Origin of the sequence: Rugamonas aquatica (assembly GCF_009380215.1) — a bacterium.
In the GTDB taxonomy this organism is placed as follows: Bacteria; Pseudomonadota; Gammaproteobacteria; order Burkholderiales; family Burkholderiaceae_D; genus Rugamonas; species Rugamonas aquatica_B.
In genome coordinates this window covers 87,775-100,438 of sequence record NZ_WHUG01000003.1, presented here as the reverse complement: position 1 = coordinate 100,438, position 12,664 = coordinate 87,775, and the positions used below count along the sequence as shown (strand labels likewise).

Annotated in this window: 6 protein-coding genes; 2 read left to right on the top strand and 4 right to left on the bottom strand. The window is 63.9% G+C overall.

The window, feature by feature from the left end:
• Positions 1–2: 2 nt before the first annotated feature.
• From GEV02_RS08420 to GEV02_RS08405, 4 genes are all read right to left on the bottom strand, one after another.
• Positions 3–308, bottom strand: coding sequence for a CCDC90 family protein (locus GEV02_RS08420; RefSeq protein ID WP_152837615.1), 306 nt, complete (start codon positions 306–308; stop codon positions 3–5).
• A gap of 125 nt (positions 309–433) precedes the next feature.
• Positions 434–2,395, bottom strand: coding sequence for a DUF885 family protein (locus GEV02_RS08415; RefSeq protein WP_152837614.1), 1,962 nt, complete (start codon positions 2,393–2,395; stop codon positions 434–436).
• Positions 2,396–2,498: 103 nt separating this feature from the next.
• Positions 2,499–6,662 (bottom strand): DEAD/DEAH box helicase, encoded by a 4,164-nt coding sequence (locus tag GEV02_RS08410; protein ID WP_152837613.1) that lies wholly within the window; start codon positions 6,660–6,662, stop codon positions 2,499–2,501.
• Positions 6,663–6,668: 6 nt separating this feature from the next.
• A complete protein-coding gene (locus tag GEV02_RS08405; RefSeq protein WP_152837612.1) occupies positions 6,669–8,630 on the bottom strand; it encodes a S9 family peptidase in 1,962 nt (653 codons plus the stop codon).
• 114 nt (positions 8,631–8,744) lie between these two features.
• Between GEV02_RS08405 and hemE the strand changes: the two genes are divergently transcribed.
• Both hemE and GEV02_RS08395 read left to right on the top strand, forming a co-directional pair.
• Positions 8,745–9,827, top strand: a complete 1,083-nt coding sequence (hemE, locus tag GEV02_RS08400; protein WP_152837611.1) for a uroporphyrinogen decarboxylase — start codon at positions 8,745–8,747, stop codon at positions 9,825–9,827.
• Positions 9,828–10,610: 783 nt separating this feature from the next.
• Complete coding sequence (locus GEV02_RS08395) at positions 10,611–12,644, top strand: primosomal protein N' (RefSeq protein WP_152837610.1); 2,034 nt, start codon at positions 10,611–10,613, stop codon at positions 12,642–12,644.
• Positions 12,645–12,664 lie beyond the last annotated feature (20 nt).

Here is a 12,664-nt window from a genome sequence, read left to right as displayed (position 1 = left end):
CGTCAGGAAAACAGCTTCACTAGTGTGACTACGTGCAGCACCAAGGACAGCCCGGTCAGCATGTAAAGCGTGTTGAACCTGGTATTCATGTGTTCTTTCAACGCGTCGATCTGCGCTTGCATATCGCTGCGTAGTATCTCTATCCGAGCGATGACATCCGTTTTCAGCAATAGCAGATCACCGGGCGTAACAGTGGACTCGGCCAACGCGTCGCGCAAGGCTAGCGACTGGGCCTCGGCTTGCTGCTGAGGCAGTCCGGCTTCTTCGAGTTTTTTTGCGTACGCAAGTGTGTCGAATTTGATAGGCATGTCCATCATCGCTCCCTGAATTAATCGTAGCAGAAACCGGCCCGAATGCGAGCCGGCTCACTAGCGTATCGAATCAATGGATGAGCCGTTTGCGCGCACTCAAGTGCGCTCAAACCCATGCCGTCCTACTGCGTCATCAAGCCCTTGATCACGCGCACCGGCGCGCTGCCGTAGCTCAGGAATTGCTCGTGGAATTCCTTCAGATTGAACTTGGCGCCCAACTGCTGCTTGCGCTGCTCGCGCAATTCCATGATCTCGCTGTAGCCGCTGAAATAGCTGGTCAGCTGCACCGACGACACCTGCACCCGATGCCACTTCTCCACCGCCTCGCTGCGCGTCTGGAAGGCCTGGCGCGTCAGCAGATCGATGGCCTGCTCCTCGGTCATGCCCAGCACATGCACGCTGTAATCAAGGATGGTGTTGGTCACGCTGCGCAGATTCCACTTCGAATACATCAGCCACATCTCCGGCGCGTTGTCACCGTAGCCCGACTCCAGCATCATGCGCTCGCCATACACCGCCCAGCCCTCCACCATCGCGCCATTGCCGAAGATGGACTTGACGATGGACGGCGACTTGTTCGCATACACCAGCTGCGCATAATGCCCCGGTATCGCCTCGTGAATATTCAGGATCTGCAGGATCCAGTAGTTGTACTCGCGCAGGCTGCTCTCGGCCGCTTCCGCCGTTGCGCCGTCGAGCGGCGTCACGTTGTAGTAGGTGCGGTCCTGCGGACGATACGGTCCCGGCGCATCGATGCTGGCGCCCGCGACACCGGCCTGGTAGGCAGGCGTCGCCCGCACTTCCAGCTGCTTCTTCGGATCCAGCGTCAGCAGATTGTGGCTGATTACCCAGTCCTGCAGCACCGGCACCTGACGGCGGATCTCGGCGAAGAAATCCTCGCGCTTCACATGGCGCTCGGACAGCTTGTCGATCACCTTGCCGATCTTGGCAAAGCGGTCGGCCGGCTTGACGGCGACGCCCATCGTCTTTTCCCACAGCTCGTCCGAGATGCGGTCCATATTGGCCAGCAGCTCTTCGCGCGCGGCCAAGGCCTTCTGGTAAGTCTGCTCGGCAGTGCTGCCGGACTGGATATCGAAGGCGAATTTTTTCTCGTACAGCTCTTTGCCCAGACGGAAGGTCCGGCGGCCGTTGGCGTCCATCTGCTTGTCCATCTCGGTCAGGAAGGCCACATAGCTGTCCACCGCCGTCAGCGCCGCGTTCACGCGCTGCGTGAACAGCTGCTTCTCCACCGGCGTCAGGATCGATGCCTGCGCCGCCTTGTCCACCTCGGTCAGCAGCGTCTGCACGCCTGGCGCCTGCGCGATCGCCAGACGTGTGTGCTCGCGCGTCGGATTGACGATGTTGGCGCGCGCCGCCTCGTAGTAAGCCGGGATGCCGGAGACGCGCTTGAGCAGCGTGCGCAGGCGCTGCGGCTGGGCCGCGTATTCGGTGTTGAGGATCAGGTCGATCGGGCCGGCCACGTTGTAGCTGGCAGGGTTCCACTCGTATTCCTTCAGCGTGGTCAGACGGAAGCGGTCGCTGTCGAGCTTGTTGATCAGCAGCGCCAGGTCGGTGCGCTGCTTGGCCGACAGCTGGCTGGCGTTGATCGCGCCGAAGCGCTGCTTCCACTCGTCGATGAAAGCCAGCTCCTTGGCCTGGCCCGCCTTGTCCGGAATCGACAGCGTGGCGGCGGTATCGTACTTGCCGGCGTAGATCGCGCTTTCCGAATCGATGCGCCACAGCGCGTTGAGGAACTGGCTGCTCTGGCCGTCGAAAGAGCGGTCCTGGCGGCGTTCCGGCGTGCCGGACGGCTTCAGCGACGGTGCGGCCACTGCGGCGACCGCAGCGGTGGCGGCGACGGCTTTCGCCTTGCCATGCTTGCCGCTGGATTTGCTGCTGCCCTTGCTGCTCTTGGCTGACTTGGCGCCGCTCTTGGCGTGCGCAGCGTGGCTCGTGTGCGAGGATTTGCCGCCGCTTTTGCTCTTGGCCGAGGTGCTGGCCGCCTTGTGGTGCGTAGTGGCGCCGGCTGGTGCGACGGCGAGCGTCGTCATCAATACAGCCAGTGCGATTTTTGTCTTGATCATCTTGAACAGCCTTGTCGATATGGTGGCCGGGCGTGCCGGGCCGAAGCGGAGGAGATTATCACTAATCGGCCCGTTTGAGAGCCTCCGGTTTGTAACTGGACGTCTACTTTCGCATCCCTTCTTGCAGCATGTTCAACATCTCCGACGCCGACATGCGGCCCGACACATCGCTGCCTTCCAGCAGGCTGTCGGCCAGGTCGCGCTTGTGCTGGTGCAGGTCGACGATGCCTTCCTCGATGGTGTGGCGCGCCACCAGCCGGTAGATGGTCACCGGCCGCAGCTGGCCCATGCGGTGCGCGCGGTCCGAGGCCTGGTCTTCCACCGCCGGATTCCACCACGGATCCATGTGGATCACGTAGTCGGCCGCGGTCAGGTTGATGCCGACGCCGCCCGCCTTCAGGCTGATGAGGAACACGTCGCCCTCGCCGGCCTGGAACAGGTCGACGCGCTTCTTGCGCTCGGCCATGGGCGTGGCGCCGTCCAGGTATTGATAGCTGATGTTGTTGGCGTCCAGGTGCGCGCGGATCAGCGACAGGTGGTCGACGAACTGACTAAACACCAGCACCTTGTGGCGGTTCTCCAGCAAGCCTTCCAGCAGGTGGGCGAAGGCCGCCAGCTTGCTGCTCTTCAGGCCCAGCTCCGCCGCCACCAGATTCGGATTGCAGCAGGCGCGGCGCAGCCGCATGATCTCGGCCAGGATCTGGATCGACTTCTTCTCGGCCGGGCCTTCGACGGCCGCCAGGTTTTCCAGCGCCGCGCGGCGCAGCGATTCATACAGCGCGGTTTCTTCGGCCGACAGGTCGACTTCCAGCGTGATCTCGGTGCGCGACGGCAGTTCGGTCAGCACCTGGGCCTTGGTCCGGCGCAGCATGAAGGGCTGGATCAAACGGCGCAGGCGGTTGCGCGCGCCCACTTCGGCGCGGTGGTCCTGCGGTTTTTCAATCGGCGCCGCGAAGCGGAGGTTGAACTGCTCGATGCTGCCCAGCAGGCCCGGATTGATGAAGCGGAACAGGTTCCACAACTCGCCCAGATGGTTCTCCAGCGGCGTGCCGGTGGCGATCATGCGGAAGTCGCCCTTCAACGCCATCACGGCCTGCGAGCGCTTGGTGGCGCCGTTCTTGATCGCCTGCGCTTCATCGAGCACGATGGTGTTCCACTGCACGCCGGCGAACAGCGCGGACTCCAGCTGCAGCAGGCCGTAGCTGGTCACGACCAGGTCGTAGGGCTGCAAGGTGGACAAGGTCTCGGCGCGGTCGCCGGCGCCGAACAGCTTGACGTTGAGGGTAGGCGCGAAGCGCGCCGCTTCGCTGATCCAGTTCATGCAGACGGAGGTTGGCGCCACCACCAGCGTCGGGCCTTGCGGCGCGCGCGACAGGATCAGCGCCAGCGCCTGCAGCGTCTTGCCCAGACCCATATCGTCGGCCAGGCAGGCGCCCACGCCCCAGCTGGCGAGGCGTGAAAGCCAGTTGAAACCTTCCAGCTGGTAGTCGCGCAGCTCCGCTTGCAGCGTGGTTGGCAGCTGCGGCACGAAGGCCGCCTGCGCCTCCATGCGCGCCAGGTGTTCCTTCCACAGCTTGTCCGATTTCAGGCCGCCGATATCGTCGGCCAGTTCCTCCAGCGCGAACGACGCCAGCGGATGCAGGCGCACGCCGTCTTCGGTGATCTCGCCGTAGACTGAGACTTCCATCAGGCGGCGGTGTAGTTCCTCGGTCAGCGCCAGGTAGCGGTTCTCGCCCAGTTCCACGAAGCGGCTCTGGCTCTTCTGCATCAGCTCCAGCAGCGTTTTCAGATCCATGACCTTGCCTTCATCGATCTGCAGTTCGCCGCTGGCCGCGAACCAGTCCTTGTTGCTCTTGATGGCCAGGCGCAGCTGCTTGGTTTCCACCCTGGCGGTGACGCGGAAGCTCTCGCCCTCCGGCCAGGCCAGCACGATGCCGGCCGCCGGCATCTCCTGCAGCTCCACCAGCAATTGCAGGCACAGCGCCGGCTGGCCCAGCAGCCATTCGCCGTGTTCCTGCTCGGCCGATTCCAGCACCGGGCACTTGGCGATCAGTTCGCGCTCGGCGTCGCGTTCGTCGATCAGCTTGCGGCGTGCCTGTACCGGCTTGCCGTTCACGTCGGCGATCACGCTGTCCGCACCGGCGCCGGGCGCGTAGTAGGCGCCGTTGGCCAGCGGACGCACCAGCACCTGCATCTTCAGGCCATGCTGATACGGCAGCAGGTGCAGATGCAGTCGCGTGTCGGCTTCCACCTGTTCCATGTCCGGCGCGGCGCCGCCGATTTCCGACTGCACCGTCACCAGCGACGAGATGGAGCTGATCGCATGCAGCACCTGCTGCTCCGCGTGCGCCGGCACGTTCAGGCCGTCGCCGACGATGGCGGCGATGCGGCGGTGCTCGTCGAGGATGTTCACCACGCGCAGGCGGGTCGGCGTCTCCTTGCTGACGATGACGGACGAGCTGTCGTCCGGTATCGGCGGGTGCAGCTTCAGTTCCAGGTTGCCCGGGCTTTTCTTGATGAGCAGCTCGGGCTCGCCGGCCAGCATTTCCACCCGCGTGTCCGGCGCATCGACCCAGAACAGCAGCGGGTGGCCGATCAGCGCCGATGCTGCGCGCTGCGGATCGATCTCGTAAGCGAGGCCGCTGGACTGGTAGCTGCGGTGCGCCACCGAGATCGCCTCGGAGGCGCGGATGTCCTGCGGCGTCAGGAAGTCGAACTGCTCGGCTTCGAAGCGCAGCCGCTTCAGGCCGACGGCGCGGCCCTTGCTCCACAGGCCGCGTGCATCGCGTTTCTGCTCGACCGGCGCGACATCGGTCAGGCCGTGGCGGTTGTCGTAGTTCAGCATCCACACCAGGCGCGTGCTGCCGGCGGCATCGGCGGTGGCGGGCTGCTGGAGGTTGATCAGCGCCGTCAATTGCCGCTGCCATGCTTCCTGCCGTTCGAACCACACGCTCAGGTCGGGATAGCCGAGGCGCGCGCGCAACGCGTTCGCATGACGCTGCTGCTCGACGTCGCCCAGGTGGCCCAGCAGGCAGGCGGCCTGCCCGGCGATGAACAGGTAGCCCGCGCGTTCGGCGTTCTGCGCCAGCTCCTGCAACTGCGCCTTGCGCTCGGACAGCTGCGGCAGCGAGAGCCAGAAGAACAGCAGGCACTGGAACATCTGCGTTTGCAGGCTGTTGTCCCTGGCCAGCGCGGCGACGGCGTCGGTCTGCATGGTGCCGGCGCGGATCTGGCGCAGCATGTCGATCTGCTGGATGACGGCGGTGTCGTGGTTCTGCGGCATGCGTACGGCGATTTCGAGATAGGCCTCGGCCGCCTTCAGGTGCTTGGCGTCGCCGCTGCGCAGCATAGCCAGCAGGTACAGGTAGCCGGACATGCCGGTGAACAGGTGCTTGCGCTTGCCGGTGTCGCGGCGCAGCGTTTTCAGCGCCGCGTCGAAGCCGACGATGGCCGCGCCGCTGGCGCCGCGCAGCAGCACCACCGCGCTGGCGAGGTATTGGCTTTGCGGACCGGCGGTGCGTTCCAGGTAGCGCTTGGCGTCGTCAAGGCGGCCGCACAGGATGGCGTCTTCCGCCAGCGCCATGCGCAGTTCGGGGCTGATGTCGTCCTTGGCGGCCAGGCGGCGCTGCATGTGCTGTTCGCAGAATTCGCGGATCACCGGCACGGTCAGGAATTCATGCTGGGCGTTTTGCAGCAGCACCATCAGCACATCGTCCTGTAGCAGCGGATGCACGCGCGCCAGCATGCCCGGTTCGAACGGACGGCCGAAGATGTCGACGATGGGGTGCAGCTGGGCCGCTTCATAGCTGCCCAGGCAGAACGCCAGTATTGGCTGGATCTGCTGCGGCGCCTGGCCGCGCAGGAGGCCCATGCGCAGGCGCGCCATGCCGGCGCGGTAGCTGCGCGGTTCGAAGCTGTTCCAGGTCTGGCGCATCGGCACCAGCTCGTCGTAGGCGCTGCACAAGTCGTCCAGCGCGTGCGTGCCGATGGAGGCGCGCATCGCCGGCCAGCGCAGCTTGGGGTTGCAGACAAAGCCGCGTCCCGTCATCACGCTGATGTAGGCCAGCCGTTCCAGCTTGCGCAGCGCTTCGTCCAGCGTGCCGACGCCATAGGGATTGCCGTCCTTGTCTTCGATGCGCGCGTGGTTCAGGTGATCGAGTATGGCCGTGCGTCCCACCGGCTCGCCGATCAGGGCGAGCAGCGCCAGTATCATTTTTTCGTTGAATTCAAGCGCGTCAAATTCGGCGAGCAGCTTTGCGTCGGCCATGCGGGGTCAGTCTTTCAGGTTATCGATGTGTACCGGCGGCGTGGCCGCAGGGTCGTGCAGGCCGAACATGCGCTGGTAGAAGTACAGCTCCGCTTCCAAAGTGCGGACGATGTTCTCGCCCTTGCGGAAGCCGTGGCCTTCGCCTTCCAGCGGCACGTAGGCCACCGGCACGCCGCGCGCCTTCAGCGCCTCGACCATCATCTCCGATTGCTGCGGCGGCACGACCTTGTCGTCCAGACCCTGGAAGAAGATCATCGGGCGCGCCAGCTTGCCGGTGTGGTTGATCGGCGAACGGGCCTGGTACAGCGCCTCGGCCTGCGGCTGCGGCGCGATCAGGTACTCATTGTAGTGCGATTCGAATTTGTGCGAATCCTGGTCCAGCCCTTTCAGGTCGGAGACGCCGTAGTAGCTGGCGCCGACCTTGAACACATTGTGGAAGGTCAGCGCGCACAGCGTGGTCAGGCCGCCGGCGCTGCCGCCACGGATAATCAGGCGTTCGCCGTCGGCCAGGCCGCGTTCGACCAGCGCCTGCGCGCCGGCCACGCAATCCTCGACATCGACGATGCCCCACTGGCCCTTGAGCAGGTCGCGGTAGGCGCGGCCGAAGCCGGTGCTGCCGCCGTAGTTCACATCCAGCACGCCGAAGCCGCGGCTGGTCCAGTACTGGGTTTTCAGGTTCAGCGTGTTGACGGTCATGCCGGTCGGGCCGCCGTGGCTGATGACGATCACCGGCGGCTTGCTGCCCTCGGGCGCTTGCACGTCGCGGTTGCGCGGCGGGTAGAAGAAGGCGTGTGAGGTGCGGCCGTTGGCGCTCGGGTAGCTGATGCTGGCCGGGATGGACAGGTAGTCTTCGTCCGGCAGTTCCTCGATCGACTGCGCCAGGATTTCCACACCCTCCTCGGTGAAGTCGATGCGCGCCAGTTCCATCGGGATGGTCGGGCCGCCGGCCAGCATGGCGATATAGCCCTTGGCCACGCGCAGTTCGCGGATTTCCTCGTAGGGGTTGGCGATCGCTTCGAGCTTGCCGCTGCCCGGCAGCAGGCGCGCCAGGCGGCTTACGCCCTTGTCGATGTAGGTGCAGATGATTTCAGAGGCCGAGCGGAAGCCGTACATCGAGTTCCCGAAGGTCCAGTGCGGCGAGGCGAATTCCGCCTCCATCGGGCACAGGCCCTCGGTGCGATCGCGCTCGCGGCACAGGCGATACAGGTTCCACCATCCGCTGCGGTCGGAGACGAAGTGCAGCAGGCCGTCCGGCGACCATTCGGGCTGGCAGACGGATTCCTCGGCGCCGCCGGCGATGCGTACCGGTGCTGCGAGCAGGCCGTCGTCGCCGATGTCGGCCAGCCACAGGGTCGTGCCTTGCCACGGCATGCGCGGATGGTCCCAACTGAGCCAGGCCAGCGAGCGGCCGTCCGGCGAAAGGCGCGGCGACGAATAGAAGTCTGCGCCCTGCGCCAGCAAGGTCTCGCTGCCGTCGGCGTTGATGGCGCACAGGGTGTTGGCCGGCTGCGCGTGCGGGTCGTCGCCATGCAGCTCGCGCACGGCGACCAGGCGGTTGCGCGCGCGGTCCACCACGAAGTCGGCGAAGCGCTGCTTGCCGGCCGTGGTCAGCGCGACCGGCACGGCGCCATCGTCGGCTACATCAAGTTTGTAGACGACGTTGTCGGCGAAATGCGAAAAATAGATGGTATCGCCGTCCACCGCATAGGCGCCGCCGCCGTATTCGTGTACGCGGCTGCGCACATTGTAGGGGGCCGGCGTCAGTTCGCCGGTGGTCACGCCGTGGTGGCGCAGCAGGGTGTTGCGGCCCGCTTCGGCGGCGCGGCCCGCCAGCCAGAAGATATCGCTGCCGTCGGCGCCGCCCAGCATCAGCGTGGACAGGGGCGTGGCGCCGGCGGCCACGCGCGCGGCGCTGATGGTCGATGGCCAGGCGCCGTAGGGCGCGGTGATAGGTGCGGCTGATGTCATGGCGTCTCCAAAGTCGGGTGCTACGCATGATAGTGAATGAACGGCCTATCATCCAGCAAAAAAAATCCGCGCAGGATGCGATAATAGTCTTTTGACCGATTTCGATTGCCTTCCATGCCACAATTTGCCCCGCTCCAGAACGACACCTTCTTGCGCGCGTTGTTGCGCCAGCCGACCGACCACACGCCTGTGTGGCTGATGCGCCAGGCGGGGCGATACCTGCCGGAATACCGCGCCACGCGCGCCAAGGCCGGCTCCTTCATGGGCCTGGCCACCAATCCCGACTACGCCACCGAAGTCACCCTGCAGCCGCTGGACCGCTTCCCGCTGGACGCGGCCATCCTGTTCTCGGACATCCTGACGGTGCCGGACGCGATGGGCCTGGGCCTGTACTTCGTCGAAGGCGAAGGCCCGAAATTCGAGCGTCCGCTGAAAACCGAGGCCGACGTGCTGGCGCTGCGCGCGCCGGAACTGGGCTCGCTGGACTATGTGTTCAAGGCCGTGACCCAGATCCGCACCGAATTGAACGGCCGCGTGCCGCTGATCGGCTTCTCCGGCAGCCCGTGGACGCTGGCCTGCTACATGGTCGAAGGCCAGGGCTCGCGCGAGTTCCACACCATCAAGAAGATGCTGTACAACCGTCCGGACTTGATGCACCACATCCTGAGCATCAACGCCAAGGCGGTGGCCGAGTACCTGAACGCCCAGATCGACGCCGGCGCCCAGGCGGTGATGGTGTTCGATTCGTGGGGCGGCGCGCTGGCCGACGGCGCTTATCAAGAGTTTTCGCTCAAATACATGCAGCAGGTGGTTTCCCTGCTGAAACGTGACAAGGACGGCGTCAAGATCCCGGCCATCGTCTTCACCAAGGGCGGCGGCCAGTGGATCGAGCAGATCGCCGACATCGGCGCCGACGCGGTCGGCCTGGACTGGACCGTCAACCTGACCCAGGCGCGCAAGCTGGTCGGACACAAGGTCGGCTTGCAGGGCAACCTGGACCCGGCCATCCTGTTCGCCAGCCCGGAGCAGATCCGCGCCGAAGTCCACAAGGTGCTGGACGCCTACGGCAAGCCGACCGACGGCAACGGCCATGTATTCAACCTGGGCCACGGCATCTCGCAATTCACGCCGCCGGAGAACGTCGCCGCCATGGTCGAAGCCGTTCACAGCCATAGCAAGGCTCAGCGCGCATCCTGATGTAGTCTGCGAACAAAGGGCACGTTTCGCAAGAGGCGTGCCCTTTTTCATTGGTGCGCGGAGGAAAGCAATACCGACTTATGCACAATTTTTTTTACTGCGGAAATAATAGGCAGTGCTTTTTTCCTAGCCCGTGAGGACGTTGCAAGTCATTGATTATGAACGGTATATTTTTTTGCCGAAGAGGCAAGAGATGGCAAGTCGTAAACCTTGACGAGGGACTGAAACTAGTTTATTTCCTCATTGTCCACAAAGTTATCCACAAAAACTGTGGATAAAAAATAAAAGTACTTAGTAAACCGTGACTTAGCCATAATGTTGCTGTTTTGCCTGAGGTTTATGTTGCGTTGCACGATTTTTAGGCAAAGTTTAGGCCGTGATAACGAAGTTGTGAACAGATAAACCTTACGCATAAGGTATCTGTATTGCGGTCCACGGGAAGTACCCTGTTGTGCTTTGCAATATCGGTGGATAAGTTCTAAAAAATGCTTGATTTCAGCAAAAAAAGCATCCTAAATACTTCACTTATGCACAGCGGCGGAGAAAAAACACGAATTTTTCTTCTCCTAGGAAGCATTTTCCAAGTGTTTGATTTTAAAGAGAAATAATTTTGAATTTTTGCCCGGTTTACGACGATACCAAGTTTGATGTCTGTGCTTTCCGGGGATTAAGATTCCTTTGTCCACAAAGTTATCCACAAAAACTGTGGATACATCAAAGCGCCTCAGTCGGGGCGGTATTTGCGCCCAATTGCCGCAAGAATTTTCTACTGTGACGGGATCTATGCAGGGCCTTTTCCACCATTGCATTCTTCAGATTGCGCTCGACACGCCGTTGAACGCGATCTTCGACTACCGCTGGCATTGCGATGCGGCAGAGCAGCCGCAGGTCGGTCAGCTGGCGCTGGTGCCCTTCGGCCGCCGCGAGGTGATGGGCCTGATCGTCGGCGTTGCGGCCGAGACCGATGTGCCGGTGGATAAGTTGAAGGATGCGCTGGCCGTGCGCAGCCAGCTGGGGCCGCTGTCGCCGCAATGGCTGGCGCTGGCCGGCTTTGCCGCCGACTATTACCAGCGTCCGCTGGGGGAGGTGGCGCTGCCGGGCCTGCCGAAGAATCTGCGCGTGCTGACCACGGTGGCGCTGGACCGGGCGTTGAAGAAGCTGGCCAAGCTGGACGCGCCGCACGACGGCACGCCGCTGAACATGCCGCAACTCAATCCCTCGCAGCAGGCGGCGACGGACGCCATCGGCGGCGCTCAAGGGTTTAAGCCAACTCTGCTGTACGGCGTGACGGGCAGCGGCAAGACCGAGGTCTACCTGCAATCCTGCGCCCAGGTGCTGGCGCGCGACGCCGACGCCCAGATCCTGATTCTGGTGCCGGAAATCAACCTGACGCCCCAGCTGGAGGGCAATATCCGCGCGCGCTTCCCCGGCGTGATGCTGGCGACCTTGCACAGCAGCCTGTCCGAGGGCGAGCGCATGCTGCACTGGCTGGCGGCGCACCAGGGCAAGGCGCGCATCGTGCTGGGCACGCGGCTGGCGATCCTGGCCTCGCTGCCGAACCTGAAGCTGATCGTCATCGACGAGGAGCACGACCCTTCGTACAAGCAGCAGGAAGGCTTGCGCTACTCGGCGCGCGACCTGGCCGTGTGGCGCGCCTGGCAGCTGGGCATTCCCATCGTGCTGGGCTCGGCCACGCCGTCGCTGGAAAGCTGGCACCACGCCCAGTCCGGCCGCTACCGCAAGCTGGAGCTGCGCGAGCGGGCCGTCAAGAATGCGGTGCTGCCGCAGGTCAAGCTGCTGGACATGGAGCGCGACAAGCCCAAGGATGGGCTGACGTCTCATTTAATCGCGGCGATCAGGCAGCGCATGGAGCGCGGAGAGCAGTCGCTGCTGTTCCTGAACCGGCGCGGCTATGCGCCGGTGATCTGCTGCGAATCCTGCGGCTGGATCAGCGAATGCACGCGCTGCACCTCGTTCATGGTGCTGCACCGCCCGGAGCATAGGCTGCGCTGCCACCATTGCAGCCTGGAGATGCGCATCCCGCGCCATTGCCCGACCTGCGGCAACGTCGACCTGCAACCGCTGGGGCGCGGCACGCAGCGCGTGGAGGAAGGCTTGCAAGCGATGTTCCCGGAAGCGCGGGTGCTGCGCATCGACGCCGATTCCACCCGCAAGAAGGGTAGCGCGCAGGCGGCCTTCGATACCGTGCACCGGGGCGAGGTCGATATCCTGATCGGCACGCAGATGGTGGCCAAGGGGCATGACTTCAAAAAGCTGACGCTGGTCGGCATTCTGAACCCGGACACGGCGCTGTTTTCGCAGGACTACCGCGCCAGTGAGCGCCTGTTCGCGCAGTTGATGCAGGTGGCGGGCCGCGCCGGCCGCGCCGCCCGCACCGAAGGCGGCAGCGCCAGCGAGGTGCTGATCCAGACCCGCTACCCGCAGCATCCGCTGTACGGCGCGGTGGTGAACCACGATTACGACCACTTCGCGTCGGCCTTGCTGGAGGAGCGCGAGCAGGCTGCCTTGCCGCCCTATCTGTTCCAGGCGCTGCTGCGGGCCGAGGCGCCGGAGCTGGCCACGGCCATCGAATTCCTGACCATCGCCCGCGATTGCGTCGAGCATCCGGGCATCACGATCAACGATCCGATTCCGATGAGCATGACGCGGGTGCACAACGTCGACCGCGCCCAGTTGCTGGTGGAGTCGGCGTCGAGGCCCATGCTGCAAGCGTTTCTGAAGGAGTGGTTACTCACTCTGCGGGAAATGAAGAGCCGCGTGAAGTGGTCGCTGGAAGTCGATCCGCTGGATATTTAACTTTGGGGTCAAGTCTGACA

What these genes read in the sequence shown, in the direction of transcription:
- GEV02_RS08420 (WP_152837615.1), bottom strand. Translation starts at nt 308, where the DNA reads ATGCCTATCAAATTCGACACACTTGCGTACGCAAAAAAACTCGAAGAA.
- GEV02_RS08415 (WP_152837614.1), bottom strand. Translation starts at nt 2,395, where the DNA reads ATGATCAAGACAAAAATCGCACTGGCTGTATTGATGACGACGCTCGCC.
- GEV02_RS08410 (WP_152837613.1), bottom strand. Translation starts at nt 6,662, where the DNA reads ATGGCCGACGCAAAGCTGCTCGCCGAATTTGACGCGCTTGAATTCAAC.
- GEV02_RS08405 (WP_152837612.1), bottom strand. Translation starts at nt 8,630, where the DNA reads ATGACATCAGCCGCACCTATCACCGCGCCCTACGGCGCCTGGCCATCG.
- hemE (WP_152837611.1), top strand. Translation starts at nt 8,745, where the DNA reads ATGCCACAATTTGCCCCGCTCCAGAACGACACCTTCTTGCGCGCGTTG.
- GEV02_RS08395 (WP_152837610.1), top strand. Translation starts at nt 10,611, where the DNA reads ATGCAGGGCCTTTTCCACCATTGCATTCTTCAGATTGCGCTCGACACG.